A 24,215-nucleotide genomic window follows, 5' to 3' on the forward strand; every position below is an offset into this window, starting at 1 on the left:
AGTAGAGTCAACACTTCCAAGCCAACTCTATTTCTCAGCAGATGCAGACTCTTGTTTTTTCAACCAATCCTTAATAGCATCTTCCAGCGCTGCCGTCTGGGTTACTTCCAAACGAGCGCAGGCAATCTCAAATGCAATTTTTAACTCTTTAGGGATTCTTCCCCTAACTTCTCGTGTTTCTTCAGTCATCCCAGCACCAAGTCCCTGTCCGGGCTTAATTTTTGCACAGTATATTAACAAAAATGTATTTGCGCTATTTAGCTCTTACGCTATTGCGTCATTAAGCTCATAATTAAATTGGGTTATTGATTACAACAATACTTACGTGCATCTATGAGCGTGATCACGATTCAATGTCGCCTAGTTGCAGATGAGGAAACCCTCCGCCATCTTTGGGAATTCATGGCAGAGAAAAATACGCCCTTAGTTAATGAAATATTGGAACGATTAGGAAAACATTCTGAATTCGAGATATGGGTCAAAACTGCAAAAGTTCCCAAAACTGCGATCAAAGAATTGTGTGATTCTCTCAAAACCCAAGAACCATTTATAGGTCAACCAGGTCGTTTTTATACGTCTGCAATCACCTTAGTCACGTATATATACAAATCTTGGTTAGCTTTAAATAGGCGACGACAGCTTAAAATTGAAGGGAAAGAGCGATGGTTAGAAATGCTCAAAACTGATGTAGAACTTGAGCAAGAAAGTAAATCAAGTTTAGAAAATATCAGAACAAAATCAACTGAAATATTAGCTTCATTTGCAACACATCAAACTCATGAGACAAATCATAAGGTGAGAGGCAGAAGAAGCAGGAAGCCTAAAGATGAAAAAGCTGATAGACCAGATAAAGTTGTAACTATTAAACCAAGCCGTCTATTTGAAGCTTATCGTCAAACAGAAGATGCTCTGACAAGATGTGCCTTAGTCTACCTCCTGAAAAATAATTGTCAGGTAAGTTTTGTTGAAGAAGACCTCGAACAATACACCAAACAAAGACGAAAAAAAGAAATAGAAATTGAACGGCTGAAAATCCAATTAACAAGCCGAGTTCCTAAAGGACGAGATTTAACTGGTGAAAAATGGCTAGAGACCCTAGAACAAACAGTTCAGCAAGTTGCCCAAGATGAAAAGGAAGCTAAATCGTGGCAAGCCAACCTTTTAAGAAAATCGAGTTCTATTCCTTTCCCAGTAGTTTATGAAACTACTGAGGACATGAAATGGGAAATCAACGATAAGAAAAGACTTTTTGTTTGTTTTAACGGGTTGGGAAAGCTTAAGTTTGAAATATATTGTGACAAAAGACACCTTCATTTATTTCATCGCTTTCTAGAAGACCAAGAAACTAAACGTAAAGGTAAAAAACAACATTCCAGTAGCTTATTTACTTTACGTTCTGGACGAATATCTTGGTTAGAGCAAGAAGGTAAAGGAAAACCTTGGAACGTACACCGTTTAGTTCTTTTTTGCTCTCTTGATACTCGCATGTGGACTGTTGAAGGAACTCAACAAGTTATTGAAGAAAAAACAGCAGATATTAAGAATAAGTTAGAAAAAGCCGAAGAAAAAGGCAAACTCAACCTTCAACAGAAAGATGATGTCATCCGTAAACAATCTACACTTGCTAGAATTAATACACCCTTTCCTCGTCCTAGTAAACCCTTATATGAAGGTAAATCGAATATTCTAGTTGGTGTTAGCCTTGGTTTAGAAAAACCTGTAACCATTGCTGTTTTTGATGCAGCTAATAATAAAGTCCTCGTTTATCGCAGCGTTAAGCAGTTACTAGGTGATAATTACAACTTACTTAACCGTCAACGACAGCAAAAACAACGCTTCTCTCACGAACGTCACAAATCTCAAAAACAGTTTGCACCAAATGATTCTGGCGAATCCGAGTTAGGACAATATTTAGACAGGTTACTAGCCACAAAAATTGTGGAAATTGCAAAAGTATACTCTGCTGGAAGTATTGTTATACCAAAGCTTGGGGATATGCGGGAAATTATTCAAAGCGAAGTTCTCCTCAAAGCTGAGAAAAAAATACCCGGTTTTATCGAAGGTCAAAAAAATTACGCTAAAGAGTACCGACGACAAGTACATAACTGGAGTTATGGAAGATTGATTGAGAATATCCAAAATCAAGCCGCAAAAGTTGGAATCTCTATTGAAACACAACAGCAAGCAATTAGAGGTAGTCCACAAGAGCAAGCACGGGATTTAGCCTTAATTGCTTATCAATGCAGAATTACTTCATCAATCTAAATAAAATACTGAACCTTGAAAACTTAATATGAAAAATAACAGCGCCGCAATTCATACTGTTTACAGCCTCTGTATTGCGAAAAATCTGGGTTAGTTTGACAGTTGGAAGACTGTTATGCTTTCTGACCCTGGTAACTGCCCGCTCTTGATGCTGCTATCTAGCTTGACTAGACAGGATATGCCCTTTTTTGTAGCTTGGATAAACCAATTATTTTCCGACCTGTTCAGCGACGAAAAAAGAAGTTTATACAAGGATAGCAAAATAGGGACAGGTGCGCTCCCAGCAATAAAGAGTAAGGCTTTTTGCCCTAGCCGTTTTCGTAACGGTGCGGTTTACCGCAGTGGTGGTTACTGAATCACCCTCTTCGTCGGGGGAACCCTCTCAAATATTTTTTGGCAAGGCAAAGCGTGGGCAAAATCCCTGGACTCCCGCCAAAAACTGAAAACCCTTGTCCAGCAGTAAATTCAGAAATCAGACTGTCAGTTAATTTAGTTTTTGAATTTTCAGTTGGACATGCTTCAAAGCAGACCTGACAAAAGTGTTTGTGGACAGCTTGCAAAACAAGGGTACTAGACGGGTCGAGTTTCAACAACCATCCCGGCTAGGGGTGGGTTGAAAGCAGGTCAAAGAAATTGTGATATGTCGAGATTTTGACAGTTTCAACAACCATCCCGGCTAGGGGTGGGTTGAAAGCGGATTTCCCTAATCCGCAAGTCTTGCCCTGTAATGTTTCAACAACCATCCCGGCTAGGGGTGGGTTGAAAGAAGCACATCAAAACCCGTATAAATACGAAAACCAGGTTTCAACAACCATCCCGGCTAGGGGTGGGTTGAAAAAATTTTTCATCATTACAACTTTATTTAAGAGGGTTGAAAGGCGCACTTCGTTCGGGATTATCCTGAATATTTGCAGTTAAACCACGTCCATTTTGAAAACTGGAGGTTTTTAAACAGTCTGTTGATAAATAGCCCTTGGTATATAAACTTTTCAAGCAATATTGCAAACACCACAGGTTTGAACCTGGATGAAGTTTATATTAGACTTTGGGGAAGCTTGATTTTGAACCAGCCCCAAAAAAGACAGTCGGCGACATTAATTTGTTAACGGTTACAAAAGCAACTTTGATGACATTAATTTGTTAACAGCGATATTAATTCGTTAATCACGACATTAATTTGTTAACGACGACAAATAATTAGTTATTCGACAACAACAATCGGGATGACTGGATTTGAACCAGCGGCCCCTTCGTCCCGAACGAAGTGCGCTACCAAGCTGCGCTACATCCCGCCATAAAAATGGCATCCATCATAGATCCAAAATATCATAACCTCTACCAAATAACAAAATTACATCTATATATAATCACTTCACCACAGGGTTTGCTTGCTAGGATTAAATTTGTATAACTTTAGTGGTAAAAGCGGATTGTGACTGTAAAACCAGACTGGTTGCGGGTAAAAGCACCTCAGCGTGAGCGCATTGGTAACGTTAAAGACATTTTACGGGATTTAGCCCTCAATACAGTTTGCGAGGAAGCGTCCTGTCCAAATATTGGCGAATGTTTCAATGCTGGTACTGCCACGTTTTTGATTATGGGTCCGGCTTGTACACGCGCTTGTCCCTACTGCGATATTGATTTTGAGAAAAAAACCAAACCACTAGACCCTACCGAACCTACACGATTAGCCGAAGCTGTTCGCCGGATGAAACTTAATCATGTGGTAATCACTTCTGTAAACCGAGATGATTTGCCAGATGGTGGCGCATCTCAGTTTGTGGAGTGTATTAATGCGGTTCGTAGCGTCTCACCTAACACCACAATTGAAGTCCTAATTCCTGACTTGTGCGGCAATTGGGATGCTCTAGAAATAATTCTAGAAGCTGCGCCAGAGGTATTAAACCACAATACCGAAACTGTTCCACGCCTGTATCGCCGGGTGCGTCCCCAAGGAAATTACGATCGCACATTAGAATTATTGCAGCGAACTCGTCAACTTTCTCCTAGCACATACACTAAATCCGGGGTTATGGTTGGACTCGGTGAAACTGACGCTGAAATTCGCCAAGTTTTGCAAGACTTGCGATCTGTAGATTGCGATATTTTAACAATTGGGCAATACCTCCAACCCAGTCAAAAACATCTGCAAGTCAATGAATTCATCAACCCAGAACAATTTGTAGCTTGGAAGACATTCGGGGAAGAAATAGGATTTTTACAAGTTATTTCTTCACCATTGACAAGAAGTTCATACCATGCTGAACAAGTTCGGGAACTAATGGAACGTAATCCCCGCAACCGATTTTAGATTTTAGATTGGACTCTTGAGTAATGACTAATCCAAAATCCGAAATCGAAAATCCAAAATCCGTTGTAATTCTGGGTGCAGGTGCTTGGGGTATGGCGCTGGCAAATCTAGCAGCCGCGAATGGCCATAAGGTGCGTGTCTGGTCGCGTCAAGGTTCCCAAACTCTCGAAGCAGTAATGAAAGATGTCCAAATAGTCCTGTCGGCTATCTCAATGACAGGTGTTAGGGATGTTGCTTCTCAAATCCGCTCTTTTACCGTTTCTCCAGAGACAATTTTTGTCACAGCAACGAAAGGCTTAGATCCCCAAACCACCTGTACGCCGTCGCAAATTTGGCAAACAGCATTCCCTAACCATGCAGTAGTTGTCCTGTCTGGACCAAATTTATCTCAAGAAATTCAAATGGAATTACCCGCAGCAACGGTGGTGGCCAGTAGTATTCCCACCGCTGCTGAAGTAGTGCAGTTAGTATTTTCTTCACATCGTTTTCGGGTATATACCAATCCAGATCCTCTGGGTGTCGAACTTGGGGGAACACTGAAAAATGTTATTGCGATCGCAGCTGGTGTGTGCGATGGTTTACAACTGGGAACCAATGCTAAAGCTGCTTTAGTCACCCGTGGACTTACAGAAATAATTCGCATTGGTAACGACTGGGGTGCAAAGACGGAAACATTTTATGGTTTATCGGGTCTAGGAGATCTGTTAGCAACCTGCAACAGTCCTTTAAGTCGCAATTATCAAGTAGGCTATCAGCTAGCTTGTGGTAAGACACTGAAAGAAATTCTGACAAATTTACAAGGAACCGCTGAAGGAGTTAACACTTGTCGGGTTTTGATGCAACGAGCGAAGAAACAAAACATTGCTGTCCCAATTACCGAGGAAGTTTATCGATTACTTCAGGGTGAAATCACACCCCGACAAGCACTTGATGAACTAATGCTGCGGGATATCAAGCCTGAGTACAACTCTAGTTACTAGTCGGAAACGGGGACACAGGGACGCAGTGACAGGGTGATAAGCTGTTACGCATTTAATTTGTATATTTACCTGATGACTGATGACTGAAAACCCGTCAACAGTCATCAGTCAACGACCATCAAGAGTGTTTATATACTTTAGACGCGCATTAGCTGATTGAAACACGGAGATATGGAAACATGGGAATACAGAGACATAGAGAGAGTATTTGATAATTTTTCCGCGTCCTTGCGTGTTCCACTCTCTGCGTCTTCTTCACTGTCCGCATCCAAAGGATTTTTGTGTTACCAGCACTAATCAGTTTCCGACGAGCTATTAGTTAAACTTATTACCAAATAATCCTGAGAAAAAATTGGTAAATCGTCAGGATATTACTTTTATAGCCGTGTAAATGTGACTATGCCAATTATAAACAACATATTCACTGAGCTATGTTTATACTCTGTTACAAAAGTAACTATCAAGAACCATTAAAGTTGAAATCTTAACTAAGTAGTTCAGATATTGAAAGTCTAGCTGCGGATTTGAATAGCTATTGGTTCAATCAGAAGCTTAGTATCCGATTGAGTTCAGTAATACTGTATCCAATAAAACCATTACCATAATTTTCTAAAAAATTTGTAATGGAATCCTGTACCGTGTTAGTTCATCGTGAATCACGGGAACAATAGCAACAGTTGAATAGCTGACCGAAATCTTAGCTGACCCTAATCTATTGTTACCTGGAGCCATTGAGACGTTTTATGCCAGCAACATCTTTTTATGCAGACGCCCCCTACAATACCCAAAAGTCCCGCCAGGTTTTGGACTCGGATCTCACAGTTGATGAAAGTGAGTTATCAGTAGACGATATACAAGAGCTAGAAATGGCTTCTGTTGACAATGCTAACTTTGCTGCTAATACTAACCGTCGTAGTACAGATCTTGTACGTCTATATCTTCAGGAAATTGGTCGGGTTAGGTTGTTAGGGCGGGATGAAGAGGTTTCAGAAGCTCAAAAAGTTCAGCGCTATTTGCGGATGCGGATAGTACTTGCTAATGCCGCAAAGCAAGGAGATGAAGTGATTACGCCTTATCTGAGGTTAGTTGAAGTTCAAGAACGTTTGACCTCGGAACTAGGACATCGCCCGTCTTTGGAAAGATGGGCTGCTACTGCTGAAGTAATTTTATCGGATCTCAGACCGACTTTGGCAAATGGCAAACGTCGCTGGGCTGAAATCGCCAAGTTGACAGTAGAAGAGTTAGAGCAAATTCAGTCCCAAGGACTCCAAGCAAAAGAACACATGATTAAGGCTAATCTTCGCCTGGTTGTGTCTGTTGCGAAGAAGTATCAAAATCGTGGCTTAGAATTATTAGATTTAGTCCAAGAAGGCACTTTAGGTTTAGAACGGGCTGTAGAGAAATTTGACCCAACTAAGGGTTATCGCTTCAGTACCTATGCTTACTGGTGGATTCGTCAGGGAATTACACGGGCGATCGCTACTTCTAGTCGCACGATTCGCCTACCTGTTCATATTACAGAAAAGTTAAACAAAATCAAAAAAGCCCAACGCAAAATTGCTCAAGAAAAAGGTCGCACTCCGACTTTAGAAGATCTAGCAACTGAGTTGGAAATGACGCCTACACAAGTGCGTGAAGTTTTATTGCGGGTTCCTCGCTCCGTCTCTTTGGAAACCAAAGTAGGAAAGGATAAAGACACTGAGTTAGGTGAATTACTCGAAACTGACAATGTAACTCCAGAAGAAATGTTAATGCGGGAATCTTTACAAAGAGACTTGCATCATCTATTGTCAGATTTGACTAGCCGGGAACGCGACGTAATTTTGATGCGATTTGGTTTGGCAGATGGTCATCCTTATTCTTTAGCAGAAATTGGCCGCGCTCTTGATTTATCACGGGAACGAGTGCGACAAATTGAATCCAAGGCTTTGCAAAAACTACGCCAACCCAAGCGCCGCAATCTCATCCGGGATTATTTGGAATCTCTAAGTTAGTCAATGGTCATTAGTTATTAATCATCTCTTACAAAGTCTGAGCAGAGGCTTCCTTCGCTCAGACTTTTCAGTTTGTGATTAGAAAACTTTTCCTGACGGACTGGTAGTAAGCTAATATATTTTTCAATTGCGTATTCAGGGCGGGCAAGATGCCCACCCAGAAGAGTTTTATCTAAAAGCTGTATGCAAATTAAATATTTGAAAGTTTATCATCCAAATAAAAAAATATCCCACTGTTCACAGTCAACACTTCGGCTTATTTCGGCTCATTTCGGCTCATTTAGACTACGGCGAAATCGAGCGACTTGCACTGAGCGGCGTCGAAGTGAGTCGAGATTCAGTGACTACAGTCAGCAACTTGAAGCGGTTGTTTTTATTTCTTGGAGTTCCATTAGTCAATCGATCGCATTATCCGCAGCCAAAAATTCTTTCAGCGCTTCTGTCTCAGCAGCTTTCACTACTGGAAGAGAAAGAGGTACTGAACTGGCGATGCCAAATAACTGTTGTAGTTGACTCAGACCTGTCAAGCTACCACATAACAATACTTGGTCGCCAATTCGCAAGTCCATACCGCCATGAGGATAGCGGATAAATTTACCATCGCGCCGGATTGCCTGTACTTGTACTCCATATTGCTTGGCGATATCTAAATCTGCTAGGGTTTTACCTAGCGTTGACGCATCTGCATTCACTGTAATCCACTGACAAGCACTGTTTTCTCCGGGAACAGCGGCCTGTCCCTTAGCGAATTCTGCCAAAGCTGCTAGTTCTTCATCTGCTCCGACTACCAGCAAGCGATCGCCTTCTTGCAAAAGAGTTTGATTGTTAGGATAATCGATTTCATCGCCGTTAGCGCGGCGAATCGCCATCAAACTTGCTCCAGTTAGGTAGCGCATATCTGCTTCTTCTAAACTCATACCAATCAGCGGTGAACCAGATGGGAGAGGATACCAACGCTGATTTAAATCGCGGGTTGCTTGGCGCAAATCCCGCGCTACTTCCGAAGCAGAACGTTCTGGCCGCAAGTCTAAATAATGATCGTTGCGGATTTGCTGCATTTCTCGTTGGACTACAGCAGGCGACAACAAGCCTAAACTGGTTAATAAATAAGTTGCCATTTCTAAGCTAGCTTCAAACTCTGGTTGCACCACTTCCCTAGCTCCCAATTGATACAGCACTTCAATATTTTTATCCTGGGTAGCACGGACAACTAAATCTAATTCTGGGCGCAATTCCAAAGCGCGTTTCAAGCAAAGACGGGTACTCATGGGATCAGGAAGAGCGATCGCCATTCCTTTGGCATGATTCACCCCAGCAGTTTCTAAAACATGTAAACTTACACAATTGCCATAAACATAAGATACCCCAGCCTCACGCAACTGCTGAATTCTACTTTCTGATTGGTCGATGACTACCAAAGGGAGGTCGTGTTGCTGCAACAATTTCACTAAATTTTTGCCAACTCGTCCATAGCCGCAAACTACTACATGGTCTTTTACAGGTAAATCTTCTGACACATCACGGGGCTGATCTTCTTCTAAATATGGTTTCAACCAGGGCATTGATTCGGCAAAGGTAAATAAAAATGGTACTAACCGCAAGACAAATGGAGTCAGGATGAGAGTGACTGCTGTGGTTCCCAAAATCAGTAAATATATCTGCCGAGATACCAACCCCAAAGATTGCCCTTCACTGGCCAGAACAAAGGAAAATTCTCCAATTTGTGCTAGTCCTAACCCAGCGATTAAGGCTGTTTTCAAAGGATAGCGAAACAGTCTGACTAAGGGTGTGATAATGAGAAACTTACCGATAAAAACTATTGCCACTAGCCCTAAAATCAATTCCAGGTTCTTCCACAAAAATACTGGGTCAATTAACATGCCAATGGAAGCAAAAAACAAACTGGCAAAGATATCTCGCAGTGGTTCCACGTAAGTCAGGGTTTGATCGGCGTATTCCACCTCGGAAATCATCAAACCGGCGACAAACGCCCCCATTTCAATCGATAGCCCCAAATGCTCTGTTAATAGGGCAATGCCCAAACATAAAGCTACAACGCCTAATAAAAATAGTTCTTTACTTTCAGTCCGAGCTAAGAGTCGCAATAAAGGCGGTATTAGCCAAATCCCCGCAGCTACAGCGCCAGCGGCAAATAAACCAATGGTGAATAGTGCTGTTAATACTGCAATGCCAATAGTTTCTGCTGGTTGGTTGAGGGCTGGTAAGACTGCTAACATTAGTCCTAGTGCTAAGTCTTGGACTACTAAAATACCCAGCATCACTTGCCCGTGGGGTGTTTCTGTTTCGTTACTCTCCATTAACGACTTGAGGACAACCGCCGTGGAAGATAAGGAGAGAACACACCCCAAAAACATGCCCTTAGCTGGTAATGCTCCCCAGGCTCCAGTTAAGCCGCAGACTGCAACCGTGACCAAAATCGTCAAAGCAATCTGGAGTCCACCTCCACCAAGAGCGATCGCTTTTACTTTCTTCAGTTCCCCAAAGGAAAATTCCACACCCAAAGCGAATAATAAAAAGGCAACCCCAAACTGTGCCAGAGTCTCTACTTGAATAAGTTCTTTAATCAATCCCAGTCCGGCTGGCCCGACGATCATACCCCCGATGAGATATCCCAACAGCACAGGTTGCTGCAAAAGTGCCGCCAAGAGTCCGCCACAGGCTGCAACCGCCAAAACTGAAACTAAATCAACAATTAACCTAAAATCTTCTTGCACCAGTTTTAAAAGAACTATTAAGACCTATCAAACTCAGGATACGCGATGTGCAACTTTCTTTTGTTCCCTCTTAAAAAGGGGGGCTAGGGGGGATCTTCGTGTGATATGACTCAAATTTTAGATCCCCCAACCCCCTTAAAAAGGGGGCTAAGAAAAAGTTGCACACGGCGTCAGGATACAAAGTTTTATATATCTGAGGATAGTTTATTTTGGGCATGGGGGGTGTGGTTCGACTTCGCTCACCAACCGGGGGATCAGGGGAACGAAACTCAACTGACGATTCTTGATTCACGAGTATAGAAGGTGGATTCATCCAGTTCAAGAGCTTATTCGATAATACTTTTGACTTTTGACTTTTGACTTACGGTACTAGTCGTTGAATTACCCCACCCTAACCCTCCCCGTATGTATTGGGGAGGGAACCGGATTTTTCTTGTTTCCCCCCTTAGAAAGGGGGGGGGAATTCTACTTGTGTGTACACCGTAGCCAATGCATCGGGGGGATTAAGGGGGGTACTTTTACTTGTGTGTACTTAAAAAGGGGGGAACCGAGTCAAATTCCCCCAATTTATTGGGGTATTTAGGCGGATATAGAACGTTTTGCAACCAAGGAGAGGACTTTTCAAACAACCTCTAACTCTTACCCCATCCACAATTCTCATTAAATTTTAGGCGAACTGAGGGCATTCAGTAGCAACAGTGACCACGGCACTTTAATATCAGGTATCAGCCATGAATACTTTCTCAGTACGGGCAATGCAGCTGTCAGCACAAAACGCAAAGAACGTAACGATGCAGGCCGATCGCCATTTTCATCTACAATTCCATATTGGTTAGCGAGTTCGGCAACAATTTGCACGCGTCCTGTACGACGCATAATGTTTGGATCGCCAGCTAGTTTAGCGATCGCCCTTCCAGTAAATAAGGGAGTTTCCCAGTTATAGCGGCTACTAAAAAATGAGTTTTTTAAGTCAGTAGCATTTGTTTGGCTGACTTCAGACGCCATCTGGGAAATTTGCTCAGTCCCAACAATACCCGGCCAAATGGAAACTGAAGCGACGTTATAAGGCTTGAGTTCAACAGCCATATTCGCAGCGAGGCGATCGCAAGCTGCTTTGCCAACACCGTATGCTGTATTAAAAAGATAGGACATACTGCCCCAGGAAGAAAGGGTGCAAATCAGTCCAGACTTTTGCTTAGTCATCATCCGCGCTGCAAAAATACTCGCTACATAGTGACTACGAAGACCAACATTATTGCTAGCATCCCAAAGACTTGGCTCGCCATCCCAAAAGGGCTGCCCATAAGCGTCTCTGATTGCCTTGACTCCTGAGTAAGCATTATTGACCAGCAAATCGAGTTGTCCATTCTGCTCATTTTGGATGCGTTCAAAGAGCAAACGCACCTGTTCATCGTCGCTGTGGTCTACTTGGACGGGAATGCATACACCACCGGCTTGCTCAACGGCTGATTGTGTTTCAGCAAGAGTCCCGGAAAGGTCATCATTGGCATAAGAATTGTTTAAACTGCGCCCAGTAATGTAGACAGTTGCACCTGCTTCACCGAGGGCGATCGCAATTCCCCGACCAATTCCCCGCGTTGCACCTGTGACTAATGTAACTTTACCTTCGAGGTGTTTCATGATTGGTGAATCCTACAACTTAGGAGACAGTTCAAAAGCCATCTGTGAACGATAAAAACAGACATCAAATTCCAAGAAAAAATTCATCCGTCCTAAAAGTAACGGCACATTATCCGTGAGACTCCAAGCAAATACCAATCGGACTGGTACAAAACTGGCTATTTGAGCAGTTAAAATTAACCCTTTTGCTTCAACTGGTGCTAGGTTTCCTGCTAGTTGCACTGAGGTTGTTAGTTCTTCCCAAGTTGCCCCTAACTGAATACCTACACTGTAAGGTAAAACATTAATACTAGCTCCAGTATCCAATAAAGCTGGAAGGTTAACGACAGAATTTTTGTAGCTTAATCTCAGGGGTAATATTGGTACTGCATCGATATCCCCGAACACATCACGACTTTCAACAAAGGGAAATCTTTGGGAATTAAGCATCGTTTACCTGTCTGTCTGCTTCTAGCAGTGCAGCGAGTTTCTGAGCAGCTTCATGAGAATTATAGGGAGACCACACATGATAAGTGACTCCTGACTGTAACGATAATGCTTCTTCTTCAGTGGCTAGTTCTTGAACTAAAAACTGCATGACCTTGAGTTTATCTGCACGAGATAGCTTGTGCAAGGTTGGGAATAAATCTGCTGCGCTCATATCAAGTTGAAGATAAGGACTAAATACTTTTTATATTTTTACAACTACTCTAAGTTGGTTACAAAGTTTGTGGCGATCGCCCTTTTTGCTCGACGGTTCGTGTAAAAAAGTGCAAGCTTCTAGTTCAAAGGTGCAACTTCGAGGGTTAAAGGTGCAACTTTGAGGGTTAGAGGTGGAGCGATCGCCCTTTTTGCTCGACAGTTCGTGTTCAAAAGTGCAACTTCGAGGATAAAAGGCGCAATTTTGAGGGTCAAAGGTGCAACTTTGAGGGTTGGAGGTGGAGCGATCGCTCTTTTTGCTCGACAGTTGGTGTAAAAAGGTGCAACTTCGAGGATAAAAGGCGCAATTTTGAGGGTCAAAGGTGCAACTTTGAGGGTTGGAGGTGGAGCGATCGCTCTTTTTGCTCGACAGTTGGTGTAAAAAGGTGCAACTTCGAGGATAAAAGGCGCAACTTCGAGGGTCAAAGGTGCAACTTTGAGGGTTGGAGGTGGAGCGATCGCTCTTTTTGCTCGACAGTTGGTGTAAAAAGGCGCAAGCTTCGAGTTCAGAGGTGGAGCGTAGATGCGTAAGAGCTTATCATTACCAACATCTTTATAAATCTTCCGCATAAATCTTCAGCTTCGTTGCCATCCCGCCTGGGAATAAATTCCCAGGCTAATAGCTAAAGTCCTCTGAAGAGGACTAAAGACAAGATTTTAAGCAATGTAGATAGCCACACTCTGTAAAAGTAAAATTTTCAGTCCACTTCAATGGAGTTCAGCTATTAGCCAAGAAATTTATTTCTTGGCGGGATGTGGCTCAGTGCGACACTTTGACTGTTGCAAAAATGTGGGTAAGGACAAAACCTGATATCGAGCGTAGACGAGCAGGAGCTTGTTATCAGACATTGCCTAAATGCAATCCTTGATACAGGCTACATTATTAATTAACTCAATATCTCTGCTGCGCGTCCAAGCAGCAACTCGTCGTCAGGCATCACCTCTGTAAAACCCGAAATGACTAACGAAGAACTGCTGCAAATTATTGAAAAAGCTGTCAGAAATAAGGTGACAACATTAGACCTTTTTAACGAAGGCTTAACAAGTCTGCCACCAGAATTTGGACAACTCACCAGGTTGCAAACCCTCGACCTCGGCAACAATCAACTGAGTAATCTGCCACCAGAATTTGGACAACTCACCAGGCTGCAAATCCTCAACCTCTTCAACAATCAATTGAGTAATCTGCCACCGGAATTTGGACAACTCACCAATCTGCAAACACTCTACCTCGGCAATAATCAACTGACTAATCTACCACCGGAATTTGGACAACTCACCAATCTGCAATCCCTCCACCTTGATTTTAATCAACTGAGTACTCTGCCGTCGAAATTTGGACAACTCACCAACCTGCAATCCCTCGACCTCTACAGTAATCAACTGAGCAGTCTGCCACCGGAAATTGTCCAACTCACCAACCTGCAAAAGCTCTACCTCGAAAACAATCAACTGAGCAGTCTGCCATCGGAAATCAGGCAACTATTAAACCTCGAAAAACTGGATCTTCGTAGAAATCCACTTCCTATTCCACCAGAGATTTTGGGGTCGAAGGATTTAAGTCAAGATCCGGGTGATGTGAATGAAATTCTCGATTTCTATTTCGGAGTTCAAGATCCAACCGAAACAGAACCCTTCTACGAAGCAAAATTCTTAATTATTGGCGAAGGAGGAGCTGGTAAAACCTCTTTAGCCAAGAAAATTAAAAACGAAAACTATAAACTCCAGCCAGAAGAAAAATCAACGGAAGGCATTGAAGTCATCCGGTGGGACTTTACACAGCCCAATGGCAAAGATTTTCGCGTCAACATCTGGGACTTTGGCGGTCAGGAAATCTACCATCAAACACATCAATTTTTCCTCAGCAAACGTTCCCTATATGTCTTAGTTGCCGACACTCGCAAAGAAAACACTGATTTTTACTGGTGGCTAAAGGTTGTCGAACTCTTGAGCGACAAAAGCCCAGTTTTCATCATCAAAAACGAAAAACAAGACCGTAAGTGCGAAGTCAATGAGGGGCAGTTACGAGGAGAATTTGACAACCTCAAAGAAATTCTGGCAACTAATTTAGATACTAATCGCGGTTTGGCAGAGATTAAAAAGGCTATTCAACTTTGCATCAGCAATCTTGACCACGTGGGTACACCTCTACCAAAACTCTGGGTAAGAGTTAGAGCCGCTCTAGAAAACAATTCCCGAAATTACATAAGCGTTGAAGAATACTTTACTCTTTGTCGAATCAATAATTTAACAGACCGTAAAGATATGCTGCGCTTAAGCAACTATCTACATGATCTCGGTGTTTGTCTCCACTTTCAAGAAGATTCTACACTCAAACACTACGTTATCCTCAAACCGGAATGGGGTACAGATGCCGTCTACAGAGTTTTAGATAGTCAAACTGTCAAACAAAATGTCGGTTGTTTTACCAAAGATGACCTCAAAAACATTTGGGAAAGCGGCGAATATGCTGATATGCGAGATGAACTCCTGCAATTAATGATGCGGTTCAAGCTTTGCTACGAAATTCCCGATCGCTGTAACATTTATATAGCCCCTCAATTGCTTTCCATTGAAAAAGCTGTTTATACCTGGAGCGACACCAATAACCTCATCCTCCGCTACACCTATACATTCATGCCCAAAGGCATCCTCACCCGCTTTATTGTCGAGACGCACCCTTGGATTGAACAGCAAAAACTCGTTTGGAAAAATGGTGTTGTTCTCAACAAAGACGAAACTCGTGCAGAAGTCATTGAAAACTACAATCAACGGGAAATTAAAATCCGTGTAGCCGGAAACCGCAAAAAAGAATTGATGGCAGTCATCACCCATGAACTCGAAAAAATCCACAACTCTTACGAACGTTTGCAATATCAAACTTTAGTTCCTTGTAACTGCGAGACTTGCAAAAATCTGCTCACACCTTATTCCTATTCTCTGGAAAAACTCAACAAACGTCTGAGCGATCGCCGTTACCAAATTGAGTGCGAAAATAGCTATGACATGGTAGATGTCCGCAAGTTAATTGATGATGTTATATTTCAAGCAATTAAAGCAGATGGTGAATTCAACCCCCAAGTTACAGAGTTGCAAAACGAACTAGAGCAAGAGAGAAATGAATCATTAACACATCGCTCACGAGATAGCAAACAAGAACAAAAACCCATCATGAATACTCAATCTGCGATGGAATTCGAGAAGGAAATTTTCATCTCTTATGCTTGGGGTGGAGAAAGTGAGCAATTTGTCAATCAACTGGATGAGACTTTACAGGCCAAAGGAATCAAAATCATCCGCGATAAACGCGATTTGGGCTACAAAGGACTGATTAAAGCCTTCATGGAACGGATTGGACGCGGTAAATGTGCGATCGCCATTATTAGTGATAAGTATTTAAAGTCGCTCAATTGCATGTTTGAGTTAGTCCAAATTGCAAAAAATGGTGAATTTTATCATCGAATTTTCCCCATTGTGTTAGCAGATGCCCAAATTTATAAACCTGTTGCCAGACTTAAATATATTAAGCATTGGGAAGAAGAAATTAAAGAATTAGATGAAGGGATGAAAGGGGTTAGTGCAGCTAATTTACAGGGATTTAGAGAAGAAATTGACCAATACACCGAGATTCGCAACACGATCGCCGAACTCACCAATTTGCTAAAAGACATGAACACGCTGACTGCTGATATTCACAGCGAATCAGGCTTTGAGGAGTTGTTAAAGGCGATCGCACAGCGTTTAGATGAGTAAAAATAGCCTACTGGTAACGCTTTGAGGGAGAGCAATATCTTGGAGGCGATCCTAATGACAGTAAATATTTTTGTCCGACTATTTAAAAGACGCAAGTTAGAGGATTAAAGGCTCAACTTTGAGGATTAAAGGTGCAACTTCGAGGATTAAAGGTCAAGCGATCGCCTTTTGAACTCGACAATTCGAGTAAAAAGGTACAACTTCCGAGTTGAGAACTCGACAGTTCGTCTTCTAATTACGAATTACGAATTGGTCTTAGCCACCCAAAAACCTGCTCAACAGTCAAATCTAGTTCTAAAAATTTTGGTGTGGGAAGGCGATTATTACCTATTAACTCAACAGGTTCCTGTCCGGGAATAAATGCTAAAATTAGTCGCTCCTCCGGGTCAATTAGCCACCCTAGCTGAGTACCATATTTAAGACAGTGCAAAATATTACTGATAACTTTAGTAGCTCTCTGTTCAGGTGAAAGAATTTCTATAGTCCAATCAGGATAAATTGCAAAAGCATTGGGTACTTCGCCATCAGCCTCAAAAGGAATTCGTTCCCAAATAAAGACAGCAGCATCAGGAACAATAGAACGTCCACCAAATGTGCAGCGCAATTCTGGAAAGGCGAGGGCAATTTGTGATGTTTCTGCAACTTGATTTACAGCATCACAAAACTTGAGTTGTAGGCGGGAATGTTTGCCAGCAGGCATAGGTTTTTGGTAAATTCGACCGTCAATAAACTCACTAGCAGGTTTAGTTTCTGGTAGTTTGAGAAATTCTTTGAGGGTTAGAGATGGAGGAATTGCTGTTGTCACTGCCTTAAGTTCCGTATCATTGCCACTCTGCCAACCAAAATTTTATCGTTTATGTTTTCTGCCCAGATAAATCCATCAAATTCGCTAGCTTATAAACAACCCGCGCTCCAACATTACCATCCCACTCAGCATCACCGACTTCGGAAATATCAAAGCCAATAATTTTTCTCCCACTATTTACCAATTCTCGAAATAGACAAAAAGTTTGCTCTAATTCTAACCCACCTGGAACAGGAGTACCTGTACTCGGACAAAGTTTTGGATCTAAACCATCGACATCAAAGCTAATATAAACATACTCAGGTAGATGATTGACAATTTCTCGACATAAATCAATCCAAGTTGTGCCAGAGTAAAGTTTTTGTTTAATAGCAGGATCGTAATAAGCAATAATCCGACTATTAGATTCATCAATCATTCGCACTTCATCATGAGAAATATCACGCAAACCCACTTGTACTAACTTGGAAATTTGCGGTATTTTCATCGCATTAAACATGATCGAAGCATGGGAAAATTCAAATCCCTCATAAGCGTCGCGTAAATCTGCATGTGCGTCAATATGCAAAATGCCATAGTTTGAGTATTTAGCCGCTAATGCTTGGAAATAACCTAAAGGTGAACTGTGATCTCCACCAATGACTGCGACTCGCTTACCATTATTAATTGCTTGCTGACAATTCTCAAATAGCCATTGATTAACTTGTTCACAAGCCTGATTAATTTCTGTCAGCACCGGTGTTAAATCTGGTGTATCTGAAAGTTCTCTACCTTCGGCTAACCTTTCAATAATTTTTGCTGCTAAGGCACGATAATATTTGTTCTTTTCTAAAATATCTTGGGGAATTTTGACCATAAAAATTCCCTGCTTCCAACCATCAGGGCGATCGAAATCGAACAAATCTATTTGGGTAGAAGCATCTAGAATTCTCTGTGGTGCGTTAGCCGTACCTGCACCATAAGAAACAGTGACTTCCCACGGTACACCAAAGACAATTAAGTTTGCAGAATCGTAAGCGAATGGTAAACCGAAAAGGTTGCCATTTATTTCACCTACGCCGCTGGGGTTGTAGTCTTGTAGTTGATTACTCATTGATTATTTACTGAATTTAGGTAGACAGGAGGGCGCTTAGTAAACATCTGCATTGTAATCCAAAAAACAATAGCAAAAATCCTCAACCCAAGCGTATTGATACTAATTTTAGATTAGACTTCTAGTATTTTCTGATGTAGGGTAAATTAATAAATTGCCCCTACAAGTATCATTGAGAGGTTAAAGCAAAAATAGTTTTTTCAACAGTGATTTTATTTGACGATATCTAATTTTTATCGAACTAAAGTTATGACATTGGTATGCCTTTACTTGTCAGGAGTTTGTTGTAGACGTAATAAAGTATTGTAAACCTCCCGTTTTAAATTAGTGTCATTTTGTAGTTCTATAGTAATTTTGTTGAAGCGATCGATGCCTAGACCATTATCTTGGACAATTTTTTGAGACTGGGTACAGTAATTGACTGCAATATCTTGAGCCTTGCGGGGAAGACCATTTATGCTGTTAGAGTCATTACAAACAATCTTGGGAATTTCTCCATTGCCAATAAGTTTTTTAATTTCTTCAAAGGCTTTTTGACGTGCTGGTTCCATTGCTAGCACGGCTTGAGCATAATTTTTAATTTCAGTATTATTAACTGGTGGAGCTTGAGCGTAAGTTTTTGAACTCGATGAAAAACTGTTGGAAATCAAACCCACAGTAGCTATTACACCGAAAAAGAATGATTGTGAAAGGATTCGCTTTCGGTTAGGTAGAGAAAAGAAATCGGAAACTTTCTTCATATGGTGTGTGACACAGAACTACATTCGGGATTTTATAATAACTTTGAATTATTTTCGGAGTTGGAAGTTCCAGTAAACGTTCAATACATCAAGCTTTTATATTTATTGTGAACTTCCTCTACATACTTGACAAAGTTGGATTACTTTAGTTTGGAGTGTTGACATTTCTGACGCTCCTTGTTTGAGACTCACTTCTAACTCTAGTAGTAGGGGTAAGCAAGAAATTAACTGCTGCACAGAAAGTAGCTTGATTTCTTGCTGTAAGAAGTAGATACGTTTGGGATTACCAATATCAGCAGCTTGAGCGATCGCCTGTTGATTTCGCTCACCACTTTCCATCATAATCTTTACCCATAGCCAGGTGCGAAATTGTCCAATTAGTGTGGCCACTATACGTAATCCCGGCTCGGAAGCATCGATCAGATCGGCTACGGTAATCAAAGCTTTTGCTGTGTCTCCTGTTCTAATTGCTGCTGCTAATTGTAAACTATTTTGGGTAGTATTTCTTACTAACTTTGTAACTGTATCTACGTCTAAAGGACGGTTACTACCTTGGGCATATAGACGCAATTTTTCCATCTCATTGTACAGTAACCGTGTATCATTTCCTACGGATTCAGCTAATAGCTCCGCAGTTTTGGCAGTCAATTTTACACCGATAATCTGAGCTGCTTGGTTAACAGATTGCACCAATAATTCTGTTTTCCAAGGGGGAATGAGTGGAAATTCTCGGAACTCGGTAGCAAATTGTTTTAACAATTTTGTGGATTTGAGGCGTTCATCTGGTTTGTTACGGCTGGTGAGCAATAAAAATGAATTTTCAGGAATCACTGATAGCGATCGCCCTAATTCCGCCAAAACATTCTCTGGACAGTGCTGACAAAGAGTTGTATTTATCAGCCATACCAAGCGCCCACCAGCGCCAAAAGTGGGCGTCATCACTTGATTTAACCCCTGAATCGCAGCATCAGCTTGATCTGGGGGAAATGAAGTGTAATTAAAACTAATCCATTGGGGATCAAGGACGCGATCGCGCAAAACAGCGATCGCTTTTTCCATCGCAAAATCATCTTCACCCCAGTAAACATAGACTGGCATAGGTTAACCTCTTAAATGGTCATGGGGCATTGGGCGTTACGAGTGCTGTTAGCGATAGCGGGGCGTTTAGCCCGTACTGAGTACTGAGTGCTAAGTTAGGAGTTAGGAGTTAAGAATTTTCTTTACCCCCTTGTCTCCCTTGTCCCCCTTGTCCCCTTGTCTCCCTTGTCCCCCTTGTCCCCTTGTCTCCCTTGTCCCCCTTGTCCCCTTGTCTCCCTTGTCCCCCTTGTCCCCCTTGTCCCCCCATCTCCCCATTCCCAATCATAAAAAACTAAATACTTTTAAAATCATTTTCTTAAACGGGATAATTTTCCCTAAAATCTATCAAGTGAGAGCGTGAGGCTATGAAGATTGGACGACAACTATCAAACTTACTTAAATCGTTTGGCACGGCTGACGCTGCCAGAAGCCTACAGATCCCAAGTCCAGCATATCCAGGAATCTTCTAAATTTCAGCCCAATTCTGGGTTGAGACAAGCGGCGTCCTTTCCTGGCTATACGTTAATTACTCCACCTGCTGAAGAATCAGAAAACTCTGCTTTCTATGCCCAATTACAGAGTTACCAACAGGAACTGTTGCAGCTACCTGTAAATGGTGATTTGATTGTATCTGTACCTCCTACTAGCTTCCATCTGACGTTAGCGGATTTAATTTGGGATAGTGCTTACCTTGACGCTTGCGAAAAAAATCCCAAATTTGACGAGGAGTTACACTCTTGTGTAGCGGAAATATTCCAGCAATATCAACAATTGATGACAAATAGGAATCATCCGATTCAATGGCAAATGCTGGGATTGATACTGATGCCAAGAGCTATAGCTGTTTGTTTAGTACCCCAGGATGAACGCTGTTATGAGGAAATTATTCAATTTCGCCGAACAATTTATCAAAACCCCAAGTTAATTGCTTTAGGTATTGAGCAGCATTATCACTTTACAGCGCATGTTACATTAGCGTATTTTGGGGAGATTTCATCTGACTTAGACCGCACAAATTTCGGTTCGATGCTTTCTGAATTGAATCAAGAATGGCGATTGAATCTGCCAGAATTTTTAATTCGTCGCGTCGAATTGCGGAAGTTTGAGGATATGACACGCTATTATCGTGAACCAAACTGGCCTATTTTAGAATTTTGACCTGAGACAAGTATTTTCCCAAAAAATCAACCTGTCTTAAAAATAGGGCATCGGGCATCGGACATTGGGTATTACAACAGAGACATTGTGAGTTTTTTAGCAGGTGCATTAGCCTTTGGCTAATGCACCGTTTTTTAACTTCTAGTAGTCTGCCAACCCAAAATTGCTAGGTTTAGACTGCGAAAAGGGGACTGGGGTTGGGGGAAGGAATTAAAACCTTTACCCTTTACCCTTTACCCTTTACCCTTTACCCTTTACCCCGCCAAATTTCCTTGGCAAACTACTAGTATTCAATGGTGGTGAACGAAGGCTAGCACTTTGACTGATTGAGAATTGCATCAACGTAGCTCGCATAGTGGGCGATCGCTAAATCATCTGCGGCGATCGCACTCGGCAATGCGATACTGTTTTAGTACTGACTTTATTGAAAAAAAGAATCCCATCTCAACTTGTAAAAAATCTAGACTAAACATTGCACTTTTGAGAGAAATCCTTTAAAAATCAAGTAAAAAGCTGGGATGGTACAACCAGAACGTCAAAATACTATCACCTACACACGTGTTATTCACTTAAGTCATGTCATTGATTTGGACATTCCCCAATGGCCTGGCGATCCCCCGGTAGAATTTGAAACTGTGGCTGAATTGAATAACGATGGTTATTACCTGCGGCGTTTTTCTTTAGGGGAACATAGTGCCACCCATATGAACGCCCCTAATAGTTTTTATAGTCATAGTATCGGAATTGACCAATACCCAGCCCAATCTTTAATCGTACCTGCGATAGTCATAGATATCCGTGAAGCTGTAAAAGTTAATTCTGATTATGCCCTGACAATTGCTGATGTTCTGGCTTGGGAACAAGAATACGGTGAAATTTCCGCTGGTTGTGTAGTTATTTTGAATACTGGTTGGCAAAAGAAGTGGTTTAATAAAAATGCATTCCTCAATTACGATCCTGAAGGAATTAGCCACTTTCCGGGGTTTGGTAGTGATGCTACCCAATTTCTACTTGAGCAACGGCAAATTGCTGGGGTAGGAATTGATACTCATGGTGTAGATCCAGGAAACGATAACAGTTTTGCTACTAACTACCTAGTATTAGAAAAACCGCGCATTGTCTTAGAGAATCTTACCAATTTGGATCAGTTACCACCAAAAGGTACTACTCTAGCGATCGCAGTTTTGAGATTGCGTGGTGGTTCTGGTTCCCCTGTGGGGGTTTTGGCATTCGTGCCTTAAGGCAAAGAATTCTGACTTGACGATAACGTAGAAAGCAAGCAAACTTAGTACACAAATTCCACTAGATTATCAGACGGAGATTTTCAAGATGATAACTCCGCTATCTTGCCGCAATTTCATCGAAGGTGAATGGTTGAGTGCTGTAGGGGAAGCAATTTTAGAAAGCCGTAACCCTGCTGACAAAACCGAACTCGTTGCGACATTTCCGCGTTCCCAAACTAAGGATGTAGATACAGCGGTAGCCTCTGCTCGCAAAGCCTACCAAAGTTGGCGCAAAGTCCCCGCCCCAGCTAGGGCAGAATACATCTTTCGCGTCGGTGAAATATTACTCCAGCACAAAGAAGAACTTGCTCAGTTAATCAGTCGAGAAATGGGTAAACCCCTGACAGAAGCTAGGGGAGATGTGCAAGAAGGTATTGACTGCGCCTTTTATACTGCTGGTGAAGGGCGGCGACTTTTTGGGCAAACCACACCCTCGGAAATGCCCAATAAATTTGCTATGACGGTGCGAATGCCCGTAGGTGTATGTGCCTTGATTACCCCGTGGAATTTTCCAGTGGCAATTCCTTGCTGGAAAGCAATGCCGGCATTGGTGTGTGGCAATACAGTTATCCTCAAACCTGCCGAAGATACTTCCGCCTGTGCCACTAAATTGATTGAAATTTTTCAACAAGCAGGTTTACCGCCAGGAGTAATTAACTTAGTGCATGGTGTCGGAGAAGAGGCGGGGAAAGCTTTAGTTGAACATCCCCATGTTGATTTAGTGTCCTTTACTGGTTCTTCCCAAACAGGCGCTTTTGTTGGTGCCACTTGCGGACGCACTCACAAGCGTGTCTGTTTGGAAATGGGTGGCAAAAACGCTCAAGTGGTAATGGAAGATGCCGATTTGGAACTAGCATTAGATGGCGCTGTGTGGGGTGCTTTTGGCACAACTGGTCAACGGTGTACGGCTACGAGTCGCCTGATTTTGCATCGTGACATCAAGGAAAAATTTACGGCGATGCTTTATGAGCGTGCCAGTAAGTTACGCTTGGGTGCTGGCTATGAAACTGATACAGATATCGGTCCGATAATCAATGAAAAGCAACTCCAGCAAGTAAGCAAGTATTTAGATATTGCCCGTGAAGAAGGAGCAAAGGTTTTAATTGGTGGGGAAATCGCCAGTGAAGGTAAACTCAAAAACGGTTACTTCTTTCAACCGACTATTTTGGATGAAGTAACTCCCAATATGCGCGTTGCCCGTGAAGAGATATTTGGGCCTGTAGTGGCATTAATTGAGGTTAGTTCTTTTGAAGAAGCGATCGCCATTCTCAATGATACCAATTACGGTCTTTCCTCTTCAGTTTACACCCGCGATATCAACCGCGCTTTTACTGCTATGCGCGACATCGAAGCCGGTATCACCTATATTAATGGTCCGACAATTGGCGCAGAAGTACATTTGCCTTTTGGTGGTGTGAAACAAACAGGTAACGGACACCGGGAAGCCGGAACCACTGCTTTAGATGTTTTCACCGAATGGAAAAGCGTTTATGTTGACTTTTCGGGAAATTTGCAACGCGCCCAAATAGATAACCGAAATAATTCGTAATTCGTAATGACGGTCGCGGACTCGCTACCGCTACGCTAACGTAATTCGTAATTAAGGAACAAAGCAATTGAATTCGTTTGTTATTTTCAGATACCCGATTGCTGGGTGGAGTAATAATTACGAGTTACGAATTAGTGTAAATAATTAGACTTG

19 protein-coding genes, 1 tRNA gene and 1 CRISPR repeat array are annotated in these 24,215 nt (G+C 42.1%); of the genes, 9 read left to right on the forward strand and 11 right to left on the reverse strand.

The genetic code is table 11. The annotated features are described in order from the left end of the window. Positions 1-27: 27 nt before the first annotated feature. The gene (locus ACFG4S_RS30305; RefSeq protein ID WP_221709058.1) at positions 28-189 is read right to left on the reverse strand and encodes a hypothetical protein; all 162 of its coding nucleotides are present in this window, start codon (positions 187-189) and stop codon (positions 28-30) included. Positions 190-333: 144 nt separating this feature from the next. Here ACFG4S_RS30305 and cas12k point away from each other — a divergent pair, with 144 nt between their 5' ends. Both cas12k and ACFG4S_RS30315 read left to right on the forward strand, forming a co-directional pair. Further along, on the forward strand, positions 334-2,265 hold the full coding sequence (gene cas12k / locus ACFG4S_RS30310) for a type V CRISPR-associated protein Cas12k (RefSeq protein WP_392532589.1): 1,932 nt from the start codon (positions 334-336) through the stop codon (positions 2,263-2,265). A 115-nt stretch (positions 2,266-2,380) separates the two neighbouring features. Beyond that, positions 2,381-2,620 (forward strand): hypothetical protein, encoded by a 240-nt coding sequence (locus ACFG4S_RS30315; RefSeq protein ID WP_392532590.1) that lies wholly within the window; start codon positions 2,381-2,383, stop codon positions 2,618-2,620. A 228-nt stretch (positions 2,621-2,848) separates the two neighbouring features. Continuing rightward, positions 2,849-3,103: a CRISPR direct-repeat array (repeat unit 37 nt; unit sequence GTTTCAACAACCATCCCGGCTAGGGGTGGGTTGAAAG). 380 nt (positions 3,104-3,483) lie between these two features. Here the strand turns inward: ACFG4S_RS30315 and ACFG4S_RS30320 are convergent. After that, positions 3,484-3,557, reverse strand: a tRNA-Pro gene (locus ACFG4S_RS30320). A gap of 140 nt (positions 3,558-3,697) precedes the next feature. Between ACFG4S_RS30320 and lipA the strand changes: the two genes are divergently transcribed. From lipA to sigC, 3 genes are all read left to right on the forward strand, one after another. After that, positions 3,698-4,576 carry a lipoyl synthase gene (gene lipA, locus ACFG4S_RS30325; protein ID WP_392532591.1) on the forward strand — a complete coding sequence of 293 codons (879 nt, stop codon included), beginning with the start codon at positions 3,698-3,700 and terminating at the stop codon, positions 4,574-4,576. Positions 4,577-4,599: 23 nt separating this feature from the next. Then, on the forward strand, positions 4,600-5,556 hold the full coding sequence (locus tag ACFG4S_RS30330; protein WP_392532592.1) for an NAD(P)H-dependent glycerol-3-phosphate dehydrogenase: 957 nt from the start codon (positions 4,600-4,602) through the stop codon (positions 5,554-5,556). A gap of 743 nt (positions 5,557-6,299) precedes the next feature. Beyond that, a complete protein-coding gene (gene sigC / locus ACFG4S_RS30335; protein ID WP_392532593.1) occupies positions 6,300-7,550 on the forward strand; it encodes an RNA polymerase sigma factor SigC in 1,251 nt (416 codons plus the stop codon). A 395-nt stretch (positions 7,551-7,945) separates the two neighbouring features. Here sigC and ACFG4S_RS30340 read toward each other — a convergent pair whose 3' ends face one another. From ACFG4S_RS30340 to ACFG4S_RS30360, 5 genes are all read right to left on the reverse strand, one after another. Next, on the reverse strand, positions 7,946-10,285 hold the full coding sequence (locus ACFG4S_RS30340; protein WP_392532594.1) for a cation:proton antiporter: 2,340 nt from the start codon (positions 10,283-10,285) through the stop codon (positions 7,946-7,948). A gap of 660 nt (positions 10,286-10,945) precedes the next feature. Continuing rightward, the gene (locus ACFG4S_RS30345) at positions 10,946-11,926 is read right to left on the reverse strand and encodes an SDR family NAD(P)-dependent oxidoreductase (protein ID WP_392532595.1); all 981 of its coding nucleotides are present in this window, start codon (positions 11,924-11,926) and stop codon (positions 10,946-10,948) included. Positions 11,927-11,938: 12 nt separating this feature from the next. Further along, positions 11,939-12,355 carry a retroviral-like aspartic protease gene (locus ACFG4S_RS30350; protein ID WP_392532596.1) on the reverse strand — a complete coding sequence of 139 codons (417 nt, stop codon included), beginning with the start codon at positions 12,353-12,355 and terminating at the stop codon, positions 11,939-11,941. Continuing rightward, complete coding sequence (locus tag ACFG4S_RS30355; RefSeq protein ID WP_392532597.1) at positions 12,348-12,566, reverse strand: hypothetical protein; 219 nt, start codon at positions 12,564-12,566, stop codon at positions 12,348-12,350. Before ACFG4S_RS30355 ends, ACFG4S_RS30350 begins: the two co-directional genes overlap by 8 nt. A gap of 119 nt (positions 12,567-12,685) precedes the next feature. Further along, positions 12,686-13,174 (reverse strand): hypothetical protein, encoded by a 489-nt coding sequence (locus tag ACFG4S_RS30360; protein WP_392532598.1) that lies wholly within the window; start codon positions 13,172-13,174, stop codon positions 12,686-12,688. A gap of 387 nt (positions 13,175-13,561) precedes the next feature. Between ACFG4S_RS30360 and ACFG4S_RS30365 the strand changes: the two genes are divergently transcribed. Further along, positions 13,562-16,357, forward strand: coding sequence for a COR domain-containing protein (locus tag ACFG4S_RS30365; RefSeq protein ID WP_392532599.1), 2,796 nt, complete (start codon positions 13,562-13,564; stop codon positions 16,355-16,357). 235 nt (positions 16,358-16,592) lie between these two features. Here ACFG4S_RS30365 and ACFG4S_RS30370 read toward each other — a convergent pair whose 3' ends face one another. The 4 genes from ACFG4S_RS30370 to holA all read right to left on the reverse strand — a co-directional run bounded on the left by ACFG4S_RS30370 (position 16,593) and on the right by holA (position 20,093). Further along, positions 16,593-17,162 carry a Uma2 family endonuclease gene (locus tag ACFG4S_RS30370; RefSeq protein ID WP_392532600.1) on the reverse strand — a complete coding sequence of 190 codons (570 nt, stop codon included), beginning with the start codon at positions 17,160-17,162 and terminating at the stop codon, positions 16,593-16,595. Positions 17,163-17,211: 49 nt separating this feature from the next. Beyond that, positions 17,212-18,255: an agmatinase SpeB gene (speB, locus tag ACFG4S_RS30375; RefSeq protein ID WP_392532601.1), complete on the reverse strand. Its 1,044-nt coding sequence runs from the start codon at positions 18,253-18,255 to the stop codon at positions 17,212-17,214. 266 nt (positions 18,256-18,521) lie between these two features. Then, positions 18,522-18,995, reverse strand: a complete 474-nt coding sequence (locus ACFG4S_RS30380) for a DUF4168 domain-containing protein (protein ID WP_392532602.1) — start codon at positions 18,993-18,995, stop codon at positions 18,522-18,524. 102 nt (positions 18,996-19,097) lie between these two features. After that, positions 19,098-20,093, reverse strand: a complete 996-nt coding sequence (holA, locus tag ACFG4S_RS30385) for a DNA polymerase III subunit delta (protein WP_392532603.1) — start codon at positions 20,091-20,093, stop codon at positions 19,098-19,100. 351 nt (positions 20,094-20,444) lie between these two features. On the opposite strand from holA, the gene ACFG4S_RS30390 reads away from it, so the two are divergent. From ACFG4S_RS30390 to ACFG4S_RS30400, 3 genes are all read left to right on the forward strand, one after another. Further along, entirely contained in the window at positions 20,445-21,230 is a 786-nt protein-coding gene (locus ACFG4S_RS30390; RefSeq protein WP_392532604.1) for a DUF1868 domain-containing protein, read from the forward strand. A 518-nt stretch (positions 21,231-21,748) separates the two neighbouring features. Continuing rightward, positions 21,749-22,471, forward strand: a complete 723-nt coding sequence (locus ACFG4S_RS30395) for a cyclase family protein (RefSeq protein WP_392532605.1) — start codon at positions 21,749-21,751, stop codon at positions 22,469-22,471. 88 nt (positions 22,472-22,559) lie between these two features. Next, the gene (locus ACFG4S_RS30400; RefSeq protein WP_392532606.1) at positions 22,560-24,062 is read left to right on the forward strand and encodes an aldehyde dehydrogenase family protein; all 1,503 of its coding nucleotides are present in this window, start codon (positions 22,560-22,562) and stop codon (positions 24,060-24,062) included. Positions 24,063-24,215 lie beyond the last annotated feature (153 nt).

Origin of the sequence: Nostoc sp. C117, assembly GCF_043099735.1 — a bacterium.
In the GTDB taxonomy this organism is placed as follows: domain Bacteria; phylum Cyanobacteriota; class Cyanobacteriia; order Cyanobacteriales; family Nostocaceae; genus Nostoc.